Below are 18,285 nucleotides of genomic sequence, written 5' to 3'. Positions count from 1 at the left end.
GCCTGAAATACTGACAATACCGTAGGGCATACGGAAATTTAAGCCTGTGCTGAAAAGCTGGAGGAGCAATTCTCCAAGAGATCGTGTAAGACGTAGTTCTCTATGCTGTGGTCTATGAAACAGGAATCCCATCGACTTCAGTCGTGGGAGAGTCAATTTGTTAGGCTGCGATTTTCTGTGCCTGTTTTTTCCATGGAGAATATAGGTATCTTATAAGGAGCAGCGTTCCTCTGCAGCATAATTCAATACACATTGCTATCCATGCACCTGTCAGACCATAAGTTGGAACAAGTATCAGACATAAGGAAATTCTGATCCCCCAGATACTGATTGCATTAAGAATACTTGGTATCAGTGTATCACCTGCACCTCTCAGGACTGCAGCTGCAACAATAGATACACCGAACATTGGTTCTGCAAGCATCTCAATTCGAAGAATTTTTACACCAAGTTCTCTTACAGCATGATCGGGGGTAAATATCATAAAAATTGCAGGACAGATGAAATACATTACTATTCCACAAAGTCCCATTACCATGGCACCGAGAATAATTCCGTATTTTGAACATCTTTTTACAAGATCGTATCTTTTGGCTCCAATGCACTGACTGATAATAGGGGATATTGCTGAGGCAATTCCATAGCCTGGCATATAACATAAACCTTCAGCTTCGATTGCAAAGATATTGGCAGCAAGGGCGACGTTTCCTAATGGAGCTATAATTCTGGTAGTAGCAACCATAGCAGCTGTCATGACTCCATTTTCTATTCCAACCGGAATTCCTAGCTTTAGTGCGTTTATAACGTCGGCTGCACAGAATTTCCATTTCTCGCCAGGAACAAGTTTTAGTTCAGACTTTCTCAAAAGATAATAGACAATGGTTACTGAGGTGATACATTCTGCGACAACTGTTCCCAATGCTGCTCCTGGTACTCCGAAACCAAAACCAGGGACATATAGTTCCATAAAAGATAAATCGTATGTTCTGGAAGGAAATATAAAAAAGAAATTCCAGAAGATATCCAAAAGACATGTTGCTGCACTTACCGCACTAGGTATCTTCATATTTCCTGTAGCCTGGACCAGTGAGCTTGAAAGAACTCTCATCAGAAAAAATGGAATGCTGAATACCAGGATCATGAAATAGGAGGCAGAATCACCAGCAATGCTTTCGTTTCCTCCCATCCAGAGGGGAACACTGTTGCTTATCATGAGTCCAAAGAATACAACAGCTACAGCAACAATTACATTAACTATAAAGGACTGGTGCATCAGTGAACGGGCTTTATCAAGTTCTCCTGCTCCGAGTCTCTGTCCGACGAGAATAGAGAATCCCACGGTACTTGCCATGGTAATTCCAAAAAGAAGCCAGCTTGCAGAACTTACAAGACCTACTGAAGCAGAAGCCTGGGCACCTAAACTACCTACCATAGCCGCATCGATGTACTGCATGGCAATGAAGGTAATCTGAGAGAGAATGGCAGGAATACTCATATTCCAGACCATACGCATGATCTCAGTACGAGTTACATCATTTTTATTCTTAAGCTGTGTTAATGTTAATGCTCTCGCCATTGTTTTTTTTTACTCAATAATCTTTTTATTACCTGACGTCGAAATTGGAAGTCCTTTCGACAAATAATCAAACTCCGAAAATGTGTAATTTTACTCTATATGATTAAAGTTACATGACTCAAATTTTTGATAATGAGGTAGCATGTTTGCTCTTATGATGGCATCCTTGCAGGAGCTCTTCTGTTTTGATCTGATATATTATAAGTGTTATTGAAAGAACAGGCATAACGCAAAGAGATAATTATGAGCAGATTAAGCAAAGACGACGGACTAAAAAGATTTGTTAATATCTGTTTAACTGTTTTGGTTCTTGTCTTTGTTTTTTATATTTGGATTGCTTACAACCAGAAGATCGAAAATAAAAGTTACTACGAATCAGTTGCTGCAGAGTGGCAGAATACAGAAGGAGACTCTATATCTGTATTCGGATTTGTCCTTGGAACAGATGCTAAGTCAGCAATTGCTAACAGGGTCATTTCAAACAAAAATATCCCTCTAATCAGTGAGAAGAAGGATTTTATTCCTGTATCCTACTACTTTCTGCAGAATAAAAAACAAAACTGTGTTGTTTATGATCGCAGCACTCACGATCTATATTCTTCGGAGTTGCATTCAAGCGATAATTTAAGAGCTCTTTATAATTCCATGACCAGTGATGACTGTTTCCGTATAAATACCCTAAAAGGGTCAGTTTATCCAACAGATTCAGTCAGTAATATGAAACTTTATGTAAATGAAATTGGTGAGATTATAGAAATCAGAGTGAGCTTTGCTGACAAGGAAGAAAAGGAGTTATTTGTTTCCTCTTTTATCAGTAATTTTCAGCAAAATATCCTGCCATTGAAATGGTCTGAATGGTTCAGAAAAACAACTTCAAAAAAATACGATAACTGCATAAAAGCCAATAACGGTATGCTGGTTTATCTGAATTATTCTGATGAGATGCTTGAAACTGAGCTTGCTTTGGAGAAGGGAAGTCTTGATATCAAAAGACAGGCAGACGGAAAGACCTATCAGTTAGTCAAAAGCCGAGGCTGGACTGAATCCTATACCTATACCGAGTATTTAAAGAATCTTTCCTATATTCAAGAGAATTCTGCAAATCAAAATCAGGATAAGTATGATAATGCTTTTGAGTAGAAAACATCTTGGGATGAAAGTCTTTTTTTTAAGAGATTTTGTCCAAGCTAACTATAGAGGTGCTTTTGCGCAAAGAAATTCTCTGATATTGCGAGAACAATACCGTTGCGATGAAATGTGCGTTCCGCTGATTGGTATTGTCCTTGGTAATAAAACTAACATCGAGAGTCATATAATAATTTGTTGTTAACAAACTGGAGTTTTTATGGAACTGACCTATACCACTAAAAAACTAATTAGTGTTGAATCCTATGTAGATCTTATAAGCTCGACCTCGCTTAAGGACCGTCGTCCTTTAAATGATTACGACAGAATCGAGCAGATGCTAAAAAAAGCCTCGCTTACCGTTACAGCATGGGATGGAAATGAATTGGTTGGTATTGCCCGTTCCGTCACTGATTTTGCGTACTGCTGTTATGTAAGTGATCTTGCGGTACGTGGTAACTATCAGAAAAAAGGTATTGGCAAAAAACTGCTGCAGATAACAAAAGATAATATCCATAACAACGCTAAGATTATTCTTCTGGCAGCTCCACAGTCTGAGGAATACTATCCTCATATCGGATTTGAAAAACATAATGCAGCTTTTGTTTCTTCAGGTGTATTTGTAATATAAAAAGTTTGGTTCTGAAACGCATAGTTATTTTCATGCAACGGTTGCGTGGTTAACTGGTCTTTTTTACCTGTTTCCTCTGATTTATATGCGAAAAAAGCAGAAAATATTGCACAAGTTAAGACGAAAATCACAATATAAATTCCTTAAATTTTGTGAGATTTTTAAAAAAGTGCTATATTACAGTTAGATAAAGATTAATTACGTACAGAGATTTTATGCAGACATATTTAGATGTAACTCTTATAGCCGCTATTAGTACAGCTGTTGTCCTGCTGCTATTTATCCTTATCTCTTTTGTAATTACCTCCCGTCGTTGCGGTGCGCTAGAAAAAGAAAATCTTTTATTAAAAGAATCTGTTGATAATGCTCTGAAATCTCTTGAGGAGCAGTCTGCAAAATATTCTACTTCTATTGAAGCTTTGGAAAGAAAGATTAAGGCTTCAGATATGTCTCTGCAGTATTTAACCTCGTCTCAGCAGGATTTAGTTGATAAGCAGAAAGTTATCAATACCTCATTTGATAATCTGTCTGTAAAGGTTGAACAGCAGAAGAAGGAAATTCAGAATAATTCAGTAGAGAATCAGCCAATTATTCTTGCAAAAAGACTTTTAGCTGAAGGAATGTCAATTGAAGAGGTTATTGCAAAAACCAATCTTCCTCAGTACGAAGTTGAGATGCTGGCTAAGGTTCATAATTTATCTGCTAAGGTAGCTGCTGCTGAAATTGCTGCTAAGGCAAAAGCTGCAGAAAATCAGACTCCATCTCTTGATAAGGTTAAGGCTGCAGCCTCACAGGCTCCAGCAAAGACTGCTCCTGAACAGCCTAAGACCGCTCCTGCTCAGTCATCTCCTGCTGCACCTCATGTAGCTAGCATGAAAGCTCGTGAAGCTTATGGCATGGGAGCCAAAACCGGCTTAAGAAGACCTAGATAGAATCACCTGCTTCTTTTTGAAAACTCTTTTCGTTGATTATTTATATAAGAAATATTTTCGTATAGAATGACTTCAATTCTGTGCTTTTCTAGAACCTAATTAACAAGATTATTGGCAATCATGAAAGAATCCTTATTAAAAGAAATCACTAATACTGCCAGGGAATTTGAATCCCTATCAGCTGAATATGGTGAAATATACGTTACTGCAGAATCTTTAACCGCAGGTTTTATCGGAGCATCAATTGTTGAAATACCTGGTAGCTCAGGCTGGTTTGACAGAGGTTTTATAACCTATTCAAATGAGTCAAAGATGGAGCTTTTAGAAGTTAAAGAGGATACTCTTAAAAGTGTTGGTGCTGTGAGTGAAGAGACTGCTGTTCAGATGGTTGAGGGGGCTCTTAAGCATTCATCTCTTGCCACTATAGGAGTATCTGTTACTGGTATCGCTGGTCCTGATGGCGGTTCAGAGCAGAAACCTGTTGGTACAGTCTGGATGGGGCTCATGAAAAAAGGGCAAAAAGCCTATGCTCACTGTTTCCACTTTAAAGGAGATAGAGAAGAGATTAGGCTTCAGACTACTCTTATGGCCCTAAAAGGTCTGAAAGCCTTAACCATGAATAAAGATCCTGAGTCTATCCTTAATGCTCAATAACAATGAGTGTATCTGTAGGCGGCAGTATATATTCTGAGGACAGAGGTTCGTTATTCATAAAGTTAACTGAATTCTGTCCTATAAGAATCGTCTGATTTGCCTCTGTCCAGTTGATATAAATTTTTATACGTTCTTTTCTGCTCTTAAGATTAAGTGTAAATGTGGAGTAATCCTCATCAGCGGTGACTTCTTTGACATAATATGTATAGTCTTTGATTCTCCTGAGAAGAGCTTGATCTTCCTTGCTGTAGTCTGTTAATCTGTCACCGACGGTGACAACTCCTCCGCAGATGAGTACGGTCGCAATCTGAAGATGTACGTCATTTGCTTCAATATGCTGTCCATCTAGATCTTTGATGCAGAGGGCATCTGGGTCGTTTATCCACAGATGATTGTTCATCCAGAGTCGGTTAAAGGTTTCTTTTGCCTTCTGAACTGTTCTGTAATGATTCCTCTCTGTATCATCTGAGATCCTCATGGTATGGAAAAGTCCTAGTGAAGGCCAGATAGGGGCATTGCAGCCTAAAAGAATCGCATCATCTCCGATTGCATCCAGGATTGCCTTGATTCCTCGTCTGTAGTTTTCTATTCTTGAGATATTTCCTCTGAACAGGTATCCCTTTATTGCTCCCCAGTAGCAGGCATCTAACTTAAAGTATCTGATCCTGAGTTTTTTGACAAAGAAATTAAATATATTGTGGATATGATTTACAACTTCCTCATTTGAAAAATCCAGTACATACCATGGAAGATCACGCCATCCTCCATATGTAAGATAACCTGCCGGAATCAGATTTCCGTCCATATCGGTTGCAAGCCAGTCGGAATGATTTTTTACAATATCCGATTCTCCACTGACGATGAACGGAGCTACCCAGATGGAAGGTCTTTTTCCTTTTTCCGCTATTTTGGCTATGCAGTCATCAAGGCCTTTTGAAAAACTATCTGAGTACTCAAGCCAGTCTCCCATGTGACTTTCGTAGCCATCATCAATCTGAATGTGATCAATAAAATCAAGTTCTCCTGATTTATCCGCATTTTCAATGATGTCTGAGTCTCTGACATGATCATAGTATGCATACCATGAGCACCATGTGCATGGGCGTTCCTTGATTTTCAGAGGAGGGTGGTGTTTGGAAATCAGCTTAGCAAATTTCTCTAAAAGCTGCTGTTTGTCGGTTCCTTCCATTATGACGAAAGTTTCGGTATTGATGATGTCTCCTGAGTTAAAGAGCTGTCCTTCCAGAGACATACAGACATGCAGTGTTCCATCGTTAAAGATTCTAAAAAAGCCCGTGTATTTATTGCAGCTTGTAAATCCAAGTAGCGTCCACATACTCTCTTTTTTCAGAAGAAGCATATTGTATACAGTTCTATAGTCCTCAACCGGATAGTGAGAGTAAGGCGACAAATCGTCCATGCATCTTCCGATATTTACAGGATTTGCAAAGGTTCCAGTCATCTGTGACAGCATCTGAAAACCTTCGCCGAAAAAAGCTGTGTCTGGATTTAACTTTGTATCAAGGAGGATAAGAACTGAGGTAAAGCGGGAGGTTGTTACAACCTTTCTGAATATATATTCATCGGCCTGATTTTTTACATAGGCAATATCAGACACTTTAAGTGTCGAATCGAGCGCAGCTTCTAACGAATCCTTCAACATCTCTCAATCCTCTCAGATGCACAACACTATCTTGAATTATAGGTGACTGAAATCAAAGGAAATGTGAGATAGCGTGAACTCTACTGTTTAAGTGTCACATAAATAATCTGTGATGGGTCGTGAAGTCTTAGAGGAGCTCCTGCCCATATTCTGGTGCCGTTAGATACTATTACTCTCTGTCTGCCGGTATTGTAAAGTCCACTGACGTAACCTCCGTTTACTTTTGCCACAATCTGTTTTAGACCAGGCATAAGTCCGCCATGGGTATGTCCGCAGAAGGTAAGATCGGATATCTCCTTGAGCTGGTTTGCAATCTTTGGCTGGTGAGACATGAAAATTGTTGGAAGCTTTCTGTCTGTATTGGCGGTTGCTTTAGCAATATCAGCTGCAGGCAGATGAAAACGGCTTGCTGAGATATCAATAACTCCGCAAAGATTTAAAAGAGGTACATCATTTTCGTTTCTGATAATGGTACTGTCATTTTCCAAAAACTTTATTCCGCCTTTTTCGAAATAATCAATCCATTCTTTATATCCAGAGTAAAGCTCATGATTACCGGAAACAGCATATACTCCGTATTTTGCTTTGAGCTTGAAGAGAATTTTTGTCATGTGATCCAGTTCTTCAATTGAACCATCCACAAAATCTCCTGCAATCAGAATAAGATCTGGCTCATTCTTGTTTACTCTTGCAACGATATCTTCAATCTCTGAAGGTATGGTTGGTGCAGAAATATGGAGGTCTGCAAGTTCAACAATACGCAGATCGTTTGCTTCTGCAGGAAGATCTTTTACTGAAATTTCATAGAATTTATCAACAGGAGGCGCAAAACCATTGAATACTGCACGTCCTCCGATGAGGCAGGCTATGAGCAGAAACAGAGCTGCATATCTTGTTGATTGAGCAGGAATAATTAATTTTGAAAAATTCAGTCTTGAAAGCTTGTACAGTCCGTTGATGAGCATTCTGAGCAAAGTCAGAAGAAACAGAAAAATGGAGCTGAAATAGATAGTGTCAAAGAAGATGGCGGGATACCTTGTGAGCTTTGGATCCATCATATCACCGCCAGAGAAGATATAGATGTATTGTTTAAGACTTCCAAGTCCAAAGATTAAAGCAAGCAGAATCCTGTACTTTAGACTTACCTTTTTTAGAGGCAGAATAAAGCATAGAATGATTACAATTGCCTGGATAAAAGGAAATAACTTAAACGCTAACATATCACTCTCTTAATGTACCGCCGGATACAGACAGCCTAGAATTGACGGTTCCCTTGCACCGGTGGAGTCACCAAGCCTGAGGCATTCTCTGTGCATAAACTTGTATGCAAAGAAGGCAAAGGCGTGAGCTTCTAGGAGCTTTGAATTCACATTAAGCTCTTCTGCTGTCATTACAGAAACATTGTTTTTCTGAAGATTTTTTTCAAGACCTGTCTTTATATAAGGATTATAGGCTCCGCCTCCACATAGAACCAGTCGTGCGTCAGAGATTTTATGTCGATACATACACATTCTGATGGCATTTACATTAACCATTACCGTGAATTCGCTCAGAGTCGCTATCAGATCATTGATGAAAGTTTCATCCTGTGTAGCAAAGAGCAGTTCCTCCTTAATAAAATCAAGACCGAAATCCTCTCGTCCGGTTGATTTTGGCGGTTGTAGTTTCAGGTATGGAGACTGCATATATTTTTCAAGCAGTGCAGGTATAACCTTACCCTTTAACGCTAATTTAGCATCTTTGTCATAGGGAATATTTAGCAGGGTTCTGCAGGTACTGTCAATCAAAGTGTTGGCAGGGCCTGTATCAAACGCTTCAAGGATTCTGCCGTCTGTATCAACAACTGTCAGGTTGGATATGCCTCCGAGATTCAGTACCATTGATACCTTTTTATCATCTCTGAACTGCATACTGTGGAATGCCTGTGTTAAAGGAGCTCCGTTTCCTCCATGAGCAATGTCAGCTGAGCGGAAATCGCATACGGTATCAATTCCGGTAAGCGCACAGAGAAGCGCTCCGTTATCAAGCTGCAGGGAAAATCCTTTTGAAGGTCGATGTCTTACAGTCTGCCCGTGGGAGCCAATTGCCTTAACCTCTTCAGGCTTGATTTTTGCCTCATCCAGAAGTGTGTTTACGGCTTTGGCTTCATACTCGGCAATTTTTACTCTGGCTACTCCTGCCTTTTCAATCTCATCGTCTGATGGTGAACATAAAGAGTGCAGAAGTTTGCGGGTATCTTCATCATAATCCACACTGGTACTATTCAAGATTCTGCTTTTGTTTGTGTCGAATTCCACCAGAACAGCGTCAATGCCGTCAATACTTGTGCCTGACATCAAACCTATATAAAGCTCAGTCATTGTTATTTCCTTGTGATTAAGCTTTTTTTAAGCCTATTTGTGCTTTTTTCTGTTTAGATCATGATCAAATTATATTAAAATATTGCGACTTATATTTTTTTTTATGCAAATTTTGCAACGTTTTTAATTAAAAGGTTATACGATGTCTGATATCGAAAATGCATTACGTGAAATTACTCGTGGTGCCGAGGAAATCATTCCTCTAGATGAACTTAAAAAGAAACTGGAGTCAGGTAAACAGTTAGTTATCAAACTGGGTATGGATCCAACTGCTCCTGATATTCATTTAGGACACACCGTTATCCTAAACAAGCTTCGTACCTTCCAGAAACTTGGCCACAAGATTGTTCTTATCATTGGTGACTTTACCGCTGCAATCGGTGATCCATCTGGTAAAAATGCAACTCGTCCAGAACTTCCTCGTGAGCAGATTCTTGAGAATGCAAAGACCTATGCAGAGCAGGCATTCAAAATTCTGGATAAAGATTTAACAGAAATCCGCTATAACAGCGAGTGGTGTGAGAAACTTGGTGCCGCTGGAACAATTAAGCTTGCAGCTAAGCTTACAGTTGCCCGTATGCTGGAGCGTGATGATTTCTCCAAGCGTTTTGCTGCAAAACAGCCTATTTCTATTCATGAGTTCCTGTATCCATTATTTCAGGGCTATGATTCAGTTGCTATTAAGGCAGATGTTGAGCTTGGCGGTACCGATCAGAAATTCAATCTGCTGATGGGACGTGAGCTGCAGAAGGACGCAGGCATGGAACCTCAGTGCGTACTGATGATGCCTCTTCTGGTTGGCCTTGACGGTGTTGTGAAAATGTCAAAGTCAAAGCACAACTACATTGGTGTCACCGAGGCTCCTAAAGAGATGTTTGGCAAGATCATGTCTATTTCTGACGACCTGATGTGGTCATACTATGACTTACTGTCATTCAAGACAGTTGATGAAATTAAGGCCATCAAGGATGACTGCCTGAATAATGGTAAGAATCCACGTGATGCCAAGATTGAACTTGGTCGTGAAATTGTTGCAAGATACCACGGTGAGGAAGCTGCAAATGAGGCTGTTGAAGGCTTCAAATCTCAGTTTGCCAAGGGAGCTCTGCCTGAGGATATTCAGGAAGTAACCGTAAATTCACAGACTATTCCAAATCTGTTAAAGGATGCAGGTCTTTGTGAGTCTACCTCTGAAGCTATGCGTATGCTGAAGCAGAATGCTGTTAAGTGCGAAGGCAAGGTTATTACAGATAAGAATGCTCCTGTAGAGAAGGGTACTGCAATCTGGCAGGTTGGCAAGCGTCGTTTTGCTAAAGTTACTGTTGAATAAAGTTTTTTTTACAGACATTAAGGAATAATTGTATGACACAGGATGAATTGAAGGTAATGGTGGCTAAAGCTGCCTTAGATTATATTCCATCAGGAAGTGTTTTAGGTGTTGGTAGTGGTTCAACCGTTATGAAGTTTATTGAGCAGATCGGAATCAATAAGGTTCCTGTTTCTGCAGCAGTAAGCTCATCAAATAAGACCACAGAGGCATTAAAAGCAATTGGCGTTAATGTTGTTGATCCTAACGAAACACAGCCTTATGAGGTTTATATCGACGGTGCTGATGAGGTTGATCCTAACTTCAATATGATCAAGGGCGGTGGTGCCTGTCTGACAAGAGAGAAGATCCTGACTTCAATGGCTAAGAAGTTTATCTGTATTGTAGATAAGTCAAAGTTGGTTGAGACCTTAGGTAAGTTCCCTCTGCCTGTAGAGATTATTCCTATGGCCCGTGAGCAGGTCGCAAGAACTTTGAGAGCATTAGGTGGTGAGCCTGTTCTTCGTAAGGACTGCATTACCGATAACGGCTGTGAAATCCTTGATGTTCATGGCCTTAATATCACCGATCCTCTGGCCTTAGAGCAGAAGATTAATCAGATCCCTGGTGTAGTAACCGTAGGACTGTTTGCTTCAAAGGGCGCTGATATTGTGCTTTACGCAACTGAAGAAGGTGTTAAGGTTTTAAAACGCGGTTAACACCTTAAATTTAAACTGTTTTCGAAAAGAGCTTTCACAATAAAACGTGGAAGCTTTTTTTTATTTCTGATGAATGAAAATAAAAGAATAATTTCAATTTAAAAAAATATAAGGCCAAAAAAAGCTATCACTGTAGTGTGATAGCTTTTCTGAATGTCTATTGAAATACTATTTATTGTCTTTAATCAGTTCAATTACATCGAATGTAACATCAAGATATGCACCTGAATCTATAAACGAATACTCATACGATGGAAGGATCTTGATTGAATCACCATACTTCTTTTCATAGTCAACTTTGCATAAAGCTGCATACCTGCCAACATCGTCAGAGAAAGTCTTTGGATTAACTTCTGGATTGTTGAACATACAGGATACTGAGCGAGGCTGCCCCTGATGCAGAGAATCATTAAGTCTTTCATCTATTTTAGTTGAAAGAATATAGGTACAGGCTGCAACACTCATTATGCCTGCAATAAACATACATGAGCTTCGGAAGGTTGGTTTGTTTTTTATAAACATGTTGTAGATGAAGAATATCAGCAGGACTCCTGCTACAACATAGGCGATATTCAATAGCATAAATTAAACTCCGACAAAATTCGTTCGCTATATTTAAATATAGGTCAAATTAACAGAGGGTATTCAGATATTTATAAAAGATCTATTGTTTATGTAAGCAACACCTCAATTTTCTAATCTATGAAAATTGTCATAAATTCTGATTTATATAAATTTTATACTAGCATTGAAGCTTTGCTTTTTTTGCAGAAATATTCTCTGTTTGTGTCTTTCTGTTTTGAAAAGAACAGCCTCTTTCATGGGGTACCTGCACCTGCAGAGTGATTTTGTGCGTCTAATCAGTTCAATTTGGTCTTTTTGGGGGAGATTTTTCAGTATCAGGTCGTTTTAATTAAATAACATCATAAAATCAGACACATATCATCGTCAGTCGGAGCTAGCAATAAAGTAAATCCTCTAAATATCAGATGTGTGCTGTACAAAGAGGATTTTCCTGTTCTTTACCGTTAAGGTATGGAAATTTGTTACAAACTATGGAGTTTATTTATGAAAAAAAATCTATTTCAAGGTGTAGCTATTCTACCAATAGCTTTTGCTTTAGCTATTACAACAGGCTGTGCTACAACCGAACAGTCTCAGCCTCAGGTTCAGACTGCAACCACAGCTGAATCAGCTGTAGTAAGTACTCCTGTAGCAGAGAAGAAAGTTAAAAAGAATCTGCCAACCGTTGCTATTCTTGCAACCGGTGGAACTATTGCCGGTACAGGCGCAGAGGGTAAATCAACCAACTACAAGCCTGGTCAGCTGAATGTTGAGGCTTTAGCTCAGGCAGCAAAACTTCAGGATGTTGCTAAGGTGCACGGTGAGCAGATCTGCAATATCAACTCAGATGATATCACCTCTGAAATCTGGCTTCAGATTGCCAACCGCATAAATAAACTCGCAAAAGATCCTGCTATTTCAGGTTTTGTAATTACTCACGGTACAGATACTCTTGATGAAACCGCCTACTTCCTGAATCTGGCCTTAAAGACCGATAAACCTGTGGTTGTAACCGGCTCTATGAGACCGGCAACCGCAATTTCTGCAGATGGCCCTCTAAATCTGCATCAGTCTGTTGCTCTGGCTTCAAATCCTGCTGCCAAGGGGAAAGGCGTTATGGCTGTTATCTCTGACAGAATCTATGGTGCCCGTGATGTACGCAAGATCAGCACCTTCAATGTAAATGCTTTCAGCTCCGGTGATTATGGGAGCATGGGCTATGTAATTGACGACAATGTTCTGTTCTACAGTCAGCCTGTGAAGAAGCACACTGTAAATACAGAGTTCAATGTTTCAAATCTGAAGACTCTACCAAAGGTAGCCGTGCTTTATTTCAATGTTGACACCGACGGTTCAGTTATTGACTACTATGCACAGAAGGGGTACAAGGGAATTGTTATTGCAGGTGCAGGCAGCGGTGAGTACAGTGTAAGCTGGAAAGAAGCAATTGCAAGACATCCTGAGATGATTGTTGTCCGCAGTACCCGTGTAGGAACAGGCTATGTTGCAGCAAGTGACGACTATGATATTGCCAATGTTCTGCGCTGTGATGATCTTCAGCCACAGAAGGCTGCAGTTCTTTTGAGACTTGCTCTAACCAAGACTTCAAAGAAGGCTGAAATTCAGAAGATTTTTGACAAATACTAATCCTTTTTCGAGCTGATAAGTTTCTTTTTAGGCCGGCTTATTCTGCCGGCCTTCCTATGTGCGTGTTTATTTATGCGATTTAACTCAACTCTTTGATATTTTTTCTTTTTGTATTTATTCAAAAGAAAGTACGATTAAACTAGTAGCAGTTTCTGTTTAGATGCCTGATTTCAAAGTTGGCACGCTAATTGATTAGATACTCATAGCGTTATGTGTCTGTCAGTTTTTTGACAGGAGGAAACTATGAGTTTAATGATCAATCCATTAGTAGCAAATCCAACAATGTTAAATCAGCTTCAGAGAATGCAGCAGAATATGCGTTCGCTACAGGTTGCATCAACTGGCACAAAAGATACATTACAGCAAAAGATTGAGAATGCACCTGTAATGGTGCCAGGTCAGAACGGATCGGATAAGACAGATTCGGTTCAGACAAAAGATAATATTGGTGCATTTGCCAATATGCTTCATGAAGCTTTTGAAAATGTTAATACCCTCCAGAACGACGCCGCCAATAAACAGACACGTTTTGATCTGGGGGATAGAAAAGTGACCCTGTCTGATGTAATGCTTGCAACTCAGAAGGCAAGTCTGTCCTTTGATGCGACAGTTCAGATCAGAAACAAGATGATTGAAGCGTACAGAACCATATCTCAGATGCAGATTTAGTGCATATTTGGATGATGAGGAACTAATATGTCAGAAAATGGATTCCCGGTAGCTCCTGGTACAGGTAATCAAGAGGGAAGTAATCTGCCTACCACAACAGACGCAAGTGAGGCTTCGTCCTCTGAGCTGGAGTCCACCGATACTGGAACTGCAGTTAATACTAGTCTGCCTGAAAAGCACTCCGCCATAAAAAGCTTTTTCAAAGATGGTGAAATGGTTCGCCGTCTGGTAATCCTCGTTTTCCTGGTTATTTTTGTTGCCGGTATTATTTTTGCGGTAATCAGTTTTACCTCTACTTCAACTAAGGCCCCTGATACAGAAAGAAAACTTGGTCAGTATTCCTCTGCGGAAATTGGAAATGTGCTTGATTTTCTGGATACAGAAGGCTTCAAGTATAAGCTGTCAAACAATAACACCATCATTGTTGATGCCAGCGAGTATAGTGAGATTACCGAGCAGATGCTGCGTAAAGGAATTGCACTGCCTCAGGAGTCAACTGATGAGGGTGATCAGATTATTATGACCGACTCTGGCTTTGGTGTATCCCAGAGAATGGAAAATGAGCGCATCAAGCATAGTCGAGAGGTTCAGCTTGCAAGAGCCATTGAACGAATTGACGGTATTTCTCATGCCACCGTTCTTCTGGCAATTCCAAAGGATAATGTTTTTGCCAGAGAGAAGAGCAGACCAAGTGCTGCGGTTGTTGTAACTTTAAAACCAAATACTTATCTGTCACCTGAAAATGTAAACTCAATCAGATTCCTGGTAGCTTCCTCTGTACATAATCTGTTATCAAAGGACGTTACTGTAACAGACCACAACGGACGTCAGTTAAGTGCTGAGGTCAAGGGCGATACTCCAGAGAGCAAGATTCAGCGCGAGTTTGAAATGAGAACTATGCGTGAAGCTCAATATCGAGACAAGCTCGATTCAATTCTGATGCCTATGCTTGGTCTTGGCCGTTATTCTGCTGAAGTTGACGTTACTCTGGACACTACCGTTCAGGAAGAAACAGCTCAGCTGTATAATCCTGACTCTCAGGCGATACGTTCAGAAACCTTAAAGGAACAGTCCGGCAATGAGGATAAGAAAAATCCTTATGGTGTGCCTGGCTCTCTATCCAATCAGCCTCCTGCAAACGCTGCAATTCCTCAGCAGTTAAAGGATGGTACAGGTAGCTCCTCAGATTCAACCTCAAACCGTAAGGAAAGCCGTGAGGCTGTTCGTAACTATGAGGTGGATACAACTGTAAGACATACCGTGCGTCCATCAAACATTGTCTCTCGACTGACAGTATCTGTCGCTGTTGACTATGACAGACTGTTGGATGCTGACGGTATGGTTAAGTATGAACCTCGCTCTCAGCAGGATCTGGATAAGATAGCAGATCTGGTTCGCGGTGGTTTAGGACTTAATGAAGCTCGCGGTGACTTTGTTAAAGTTGAAACTGTCTGCTTCCCTCATGGCGATGTAAAACCACCTCTACCTTGGTATGAGCAGGAATTCTTCTACAGACTTGTACGTATAGGTGGTTCTGTAATTGTTGTGCTGATTGTGGTTATCTTCGTGATACGTCCTCTGCTCAACAATCTGCTGCACAAGGACGAGGAGGATATGTCATCAGAGGCAGAGCAGGATGAGCTTGATTCTCAGTCTGCACTTGATGGCTATGACGATTTCAACCTGATTGCCAAGAACAAGGAACTTGCTGATCAGGTATACACCATCAATAACGAAGGCGGTATTGAACTTCCTAACCTTCATAAAGAAGCTGATCTGCTCAAGGCAGTCAGAACACTTGCTTCCAATGAACCTCAGCTGACAGCGGAAGTTGTTAAAGAATGGCTTAACGCTGATTTTAAGGAAAAGAACTAGGGTAGTACTATGTCAGATGAAAAAGTTCCTGCTGCGCCAGCCCCAGCTGCGATGCCAGCCATCGGTGGCGGTCAGAATGCTCTATTAGAATTCTCTGATGACGAAAAAACGGCATTGGAGGGTATGTCCGGAATGGACAAGGCTGTTCTTCTGATGCTGTCCTTATCAGAGGAGGATGCTGCTCAGATTTTCAAGAACCTTGAGCCTAAACAGGTTCAGAAGCTTGGTATCAGAATGTCTGAGATGGCAACTTTTTCTCAGGATCAGGTGAATGCTGTTCACAAGGCTTTCCTCAAGGAAGTAACAAAGCATTCAAATCTTGGTCTTGGAAATTCAGACTTTGTTCGCCATGCTCTGGTTTCAGCTCTGGGGTCAGAGAAGGCAAACAATCTTATCGAGCAGATTTCTCTTGGAACCGGTTCCCGTGGTCTGGATTCTCTGAAGTGGATGGATGCAAGACAGGTGGCAACCATTATTCAGAACGAGCATCCTCAGATTCAGACTATTGTGCTTTCCTACCTTGAGCCAGAACAGTCTGCAGAAATTCTATCTCAGTTTAATGAAACTGTAAGACTTGACCTTATCATGCGTATTGCAACCTTAGAAGAGGTTCAGCCAGCAGCTCTGCAGGAGTTGAACGAAATTATGGAAAAACAGTTCGCTGGTGCCGCTGGTTCTCAGACAGCCAAGATTGGTGGTCTGAAGAGTGCTGCCGATATTATGAACTACTTAGACAGCTCAACCGAGACTCAGCTGATGAATGCAATTCAGTCTCAGGACAAGGAAATTGGTGGTCAGATCCAGGATCTTATGTTCGTATTCGAAAACCTCAGTGGTGTGGACGACCGTTCTATTCAGACTCTGCTGCGTGATGTTCCTTCTGATGTTCTTCAGAAGGCTCTTAAGGGAGCAGATGACAGCCTCAAAGAGAAATTCTTCAAGAATATGTCTTCTCGTGCTGCTGCATCTATGAAGGAAGATCTTGCATCTATGGGTCCTACCAAGCTGTCTGATGTTGAAGCTGCTCAGAAGGAAATTCTTACAATTGCAAGAAAACTTAACGATTCAGGTGCCATTATGCTTAACCGTGGTGGTGGCGGTGGTGACTTTGTTTAATACTAAGGCTGTTCTAATATGAGTGATTTTTTTCAGAAGAACTCCTCCTCAGCCGAAGGCGATGTTGCAAATGCCTCTGACATAGCGAATGAAAAACCTAACAGGGTGGATATTCGCTATGACAAGAAGATTGCTACTGTAACATCAGCATCTAAGGTTTCAAATTACAAGGTTAAAGTCTGGCCGACCCTGTCTGACGATTTCGTGACCGGAACCAATGCTCTGGGTATGAATGTCGAGATGGTGGAACGCAAGCGTGCCTTCATGCGGCTTGAAAAGAAGCGTAATGATTATCTAGAAGAAGTTGCGCTTATTCTTGATGCTCACAAGATTTTAGAAGAGGAAGAGGCTGCTGATCGTGCGGCCCGCGGTATTACCAGCATCACTCTTGAAGAAGTAGAAAAAATCAGAAATGATGCTTATGAGGAAGGAAAGAGTCAGGGCCATGATGAAGGTTATCAGATTGGCTTTGATGAGGGAAAGACAGAAGGACTTAAACAGGGCCATGTGGAAGGTCTTGCTATCGGTAAGGAAGAGGGATATGCCTCCGGTCTTGAACAGGGCAAAGCTGATGGCTTTGAAAAGGGCCATGATGAAGGTCTTGAATCTGGTCAGAAGGTTGTTCTAGAACAGGTTGAGCGTTTCAGATTTTTAGCTGATTCCCTTGCAAATCCTCTGCGTGAGGTTGACAAGGAGGTTACCGATGAAATTGCCTACATCATTTCAAGATTAGCCAAGGTAATTATTAAAAAAGAAATCGATACAAATGCTGAATTCCTGAAAAAAAGCATTGAGCAGGCTATCTCTATTCTGCCTTCAGCTACCAAAGGTGTTTCGATTTATCTGAATCCTGAGGATTACGCGGTTATAAATGCGGCAATAGGCAATGATTATATTAAGGAACAGGGCTGGGATTTAAAAGAATCAGACAAACTTTCTTCCGGAGATATCAGAGTTGTTAATGATAATTCAGAAATAAACTGGAGAATCAACGACAGAATTGATTCTTTGCTCGAGGAGTTCCTTGCAAAGGTTTATCCAAGTGTCGATTCAGCTCTTCGTGAATCAATAGATGGTTGCCCTGAATACAATGAACTGCCTAAGAAAGCTCTGGCCCCAAGAAATCTTAATGATATAAGTGAGGTCTTAAAGAGCAAGGCTCAGACAACTGCTTCTGCAGAGGTTACTCCTGCGGAACCTCAGGAAGCTTTAGATCAGGATAATCTTGCTCAGACCATGCAACAGCAGGCTCCACTGACAGATGATCCTGCTCCTTATGTTGATGATTTTGGTCATCCTGTTTATCAGTCTCCTGATGGACAGCTTTATTACTTTGATGAAAACAATAACCGAGTCTATGTTGATGAAAATGGTGTTCCTATTGGAAGTGATCCTGTGGCGGAAGCTGAAGTTACAGCAGAAGTTCAGCCTGGGGCTTAACGGGAGAC

16 protein-coding genes are annotated in these 18,285 nt (G+C 40.8%); 11 read left to right on the top strand and 5 right to left on the bottom strand.

Annotated features, from left to right (window positions below; all coding sequences use genetic code 11):
* Positions 1-160 precede the first annotated feature (160 nt).
* On the bottom strand, positions 161-1,576 hold the full coding sequence (locus tag QZU45_RS03875; RefSeq protein WP_295351837.1) for an MATE family efflux transporter: 1,416 nt from the start codon (positions 1,574-1,576) through the stop codon (positions 161-163).
* Positions 1,577-1,819: 243 nt separating this feature from the next.
* Here QZU45_RS03875 and QZU45_RS03870 point away from each other — a divergent pair, with 243 nt between their 5' ends.
* The 4 genes from QZU45_RS03870 (at position 1,820) to QZU45_RS03855 (ending at position 4,918) form a co-directional block, all read left to right on the top strand.
* Positions 1,820-2,716, top strand: a complete 897-nt coding sequence (locus QZU45_RS03870; RefSeq protein WP_295351835.1) for a hypothetical protein — start codon at positions 1,820-1,822, stop codon at positions 2,714-2,716.
* Between the two features lie 205 nt (positions 2,717-2,921).
* Entirely contained in the window at positions 2,922-3,332 is a 411-nt protein-coding gene (locus tag QZU45_RS03865; RefSeq protein WP_295351833.1) for a GNAT family N-acetyltransferase, read from the top strand.
* Positions 3,333-3,547: 215 nt separating this feature from the next.
* Positions 3,548-4,264: a hypothetical protein gene (locus tag QZU45_RS03860; RefSeq protein ID WP_295351830.1), complete on the top strand. Its 717-nt coding sequence runs from the start codon at positions 3,548-3,550 to the stop codon at positions 4,262-4,264.
* A 120-nt stretch (positions 4,265-4,384) separates the two neighbouring features.
* Entirely contained in the window at positions 4,385-4,918 is a 534-nt protein-coding gene (locus QZU45_RS03855) for a CinA family protein (protein ID WP_083397043.1), read from the top strand.
* Here QZU45_RS03855 and QZU45_RS03850 read toward each other — a convergent pair.
* The 3 genes from QZU45_RS03850 to QZU45_RS03840 all read right to left on the bottom strand — a co-directional run bounded on the left by QZU45_RS03850 (position 4,905) and on the right by QZU45_RS03840 (position 8,941).
* Complete coding sequence (locus tag QZU45_RS03850) at positions 4,905-6,581, bottom strand: glycoside hydrolase family 36 protein (RefSeq protein WP_295351827.1); 1,677 nt, start codon at positions 6,579-6,581, stop codon at positions 4,905-4,907. The genes QZU45_RS03855 and QZU45_RS03850 overlap by 14 nt on opposite strands.
* 80 nt (positions 6,582-6,661) lie before the next feature.
* Positions 6,662-7,801, bottom strand: coding sequence for a metallophosphoesterase (locus QZU45_RS03845; RefSeq protein ID WP_295351824.1), 1,140 nt, complete (start codon positions 7,799-7,801; stop codon positions 6,662-6,664).
* Between the two features lie 9 nt (positions 7,802-7,810).
* Complete coding sequence (locus tag QZU45_RS03840; protein WP_295351821.1) at positions 7,811-8,941, bottom strand: anhydro-N-acetylmuramic acid kinase; 1,131 nt, start codon at positions 8,939-8,941, stop codon at positions 7,811-7,813.
* Between the two features lie 142 nt (positions 8,942-9,083).
* Here QZU45_RS03840 and tyrS point away from each other — a divergent pair, with 142 nt between their 5' ends.
* Both tyrS and rpiA read left to right on the top strand, forming a co-directional pair.
* On the top strand, positions 9,084-10,271 hold the full coding sequence (gene tyrS / locus QZU45_RS03835; protein WP_295351819.1) for a tyrosine--tRNA ligase: 1,188 nt from the start codon (positions 9,084-9,086) through the stop codon (positions 10,269-10,271).
* A gap of 32 nt (positions 10,272-10,303) precedes the next feature.
* Entirely contained in the window at positions 10,304-10,966 is a 663-nt protein-coding gene (gene rpiA, locus QZU45_RS03830) for a ribose-5-phosphate isomerase RpiA (RefSeq protein WP_295351816.1), read from the top strand.
* 168 nt (positions 10,967-11,134) lie between these two features.
* Here the strand turns inward: rpiA and QZU45_RS03825 are convergent, their stop codons facing one another.
* The gene (locus QZU45_RS03825) at positions 11,135-11,548 is read right to left on the bottom strand and encodes a hypothetical protein (RefSeq protein ID WP_295351814.1); all 414 of its coding nucleotides are present in this window, start codon (positions 11,546-11,548) and stop codon (positions 11,135-11,137) included.
* A 486-nt stretch (positions 11,549-12,034) separates the two neighbouring features.
* Between QZU45_RS03825 and QZU45_RS03820 the strand changes: the two genes are divergently transcribed.
* The 5 genes from QZU45_RS03820 to QZU45_RS03800 all read left to right on the top strand — a co-directional run bounded on the left by QZU45_RS03820 (position 12,035) and on the right by QZU45_RS03800 (position 18,277).
* Entirely contained in the window at positions 12,035-13,177 is a 1,143-nt protein-coding gene (locus QZU45_RS03820; protein WP_295351811.1) for an asparaginase, read from the top strand.
* A 243-nt stretch (positions 13,178-13,420) separates the two neighbouring features.
* Positions 13,421-13,846, top strand: a complete 426-nt coding sequence (gene fliE / locus QZU45_RS03815; protein WP_295351808.1) for a flagellar hook-basal body complex protein FliE — start codon at positions 13,421-13,423, stop codon at positions 13,844-13,846.
* 27 nt (positions 13,847-13,873) lie between these two features.
* Entirely contained in the window at positions 13,874-15,721 is a 1,848-nt protein-coding gene (gene fliF / locus QZU45_RS03810; protein WP_295351805.1) for a flagellar basal-body MS-ring/collar protein FliF, read from the top strand.
* Between the two features lie 123 nt (positions 15,722-15,844).
* Positions 15,845-16,837 (top strand): flagellar motor switch protein FliG, encoded by a 993-nt coding sequence (gene fliG / locus QZU45_RS03805; protein ID WP_363668576.1) that lies wholly within the window; start codon positions 15,845-15,847, stop codon positions 16,835-16,837.
* A gap of 18 nt (positions 16,838-16,855) precedes the next feature.
* On the top strand, positions 16,856-18,277 hold the full coding sequence (locus QZU45_RS03800) for a FliH/SctL family protein (protein WP_295351802.1): 1,422 nt from the start codon (positions 16,856-16,858) through the stop codon (positions 18,275-18,277).
* The last annotated feature ends 8 nt before the right edge of the window (positions 18,278-18,285 follow it).

Origin of the sequence: uncultured Succinivibrio sp. (genome assembly GCF_902756765.1) — a bacterium.
Lineage (GTDB): Bacteria > Pseudomonadota > Gammaproteobacteria > Enterobacterales > Succinivibrionaceae > Succinivibrio.
This window is presented reverse-complemented; position numbering and strand designations above follow the sequence as displayed.

Coding starts and splice junctions, on each gene's coding strand:
- QZU45_RS03875 (WP_295351837.1), bottom strand. CDS start 1,576: ATGGCGAGAGCATTAACATTAACACAGCTTAAGAATAAAAATGATGTA.
- QZU45_RS03870 (WP_295351835.1), top strand. CDS start 1,820: ATGAGCAGATTAAGCAAAGACGACGGACTAAAAAGATTTGTTAATATC.
- QZU45_RS03865 (WP_295351833.1), top strand. CDS start 2,922: ATGGAACTGACCTATACCACTAAAAAACTAATTAGTGTTGAATCCTAT.
- QZU45_RS03860 (WP_295351830.1), top strand. CDS start 3,548: ATGCAGACATATTTAGATGTAACTCTTATAGCCGCTATTAGTACAGCT.
- QZU45_RS03855 (WP_083397043.1), top strand. CDS start 4,385: ATGAAAGAATCCTTATTAAAAGAAATCACTAATACTGCCAGGGAATTT.
- QZU45_RS03850 (WP_295351827.1), bottom strand. CDS start 6,581: ATGTTGAAGGATTCGTTAGAAGCTGCGCTCGATTCGACACTTAAAGTG.
- QZU45_RS03845 (WP_295351824.1), bottom strand. CDS start 7,801: ATGTTAGCGTTTAAGTTATTTCCTTTTATCCAGGCAATTGTAATCATT.
- QZU45_RS03840 (WP_295351821.1), bottom strand. CDS start 8,941: ATGACTGAGCTTTATATAGGTTTGATGTCAGGCACAAGTATTGACGGC.
- tyrS (WP_295351819.1), top strand. CDS start 9,084: ATGTCTGATATCGAAAATGCATTACGTGAAATTACTCGTGGTGCCGAG.
- rpiA (WP_295351816.1), top strand. CDS start 10,304: ATGACACAGGATGAATTGAAGGTAATGGTGGCTAAAGCTGCCTTAGAT.
- QZU45_RS03825 (WP_295351814.1), bottom strand. CDS start 11,548: ATGCTATTGAATATCGCCTATGTTGTAGCAGGAGTCCTGCTGATATTC.
- QZU45_RS03820 (WP_295351811.1), top strand. CDS start 12,035: ATGAAAAAAAATCTATTTCAAGGTGTAGCTATTCTACCAATAGCTTTT.
- fliE (WP_295351808.1), top strand. CDS start 13,421: ATGAGTTTAATGATCAATCCATTAGTAGCAAATCCAACAATGTTAAAT.
- fliF (WP_295351805.1), top strand. CDS start 13,874: ATGTCAGAAAATGGATTCCCGGTAGCTCCTGGTACAGGTAATCAAGAG.
- fliG (WP_363668576.1), top strand. CDS start 15,845: ATGTCCGGAATGGACAAGGCTGTTCTTCTGATGCTGTCCTTATCAGAG.
- QZU45_RS03800 (WP_295351802.1), top strand. CDS start 16,856: ATGAGTGATTTTTTTCAGAAGAACTCCTCCTCAGCCGAAGGCGATGTT.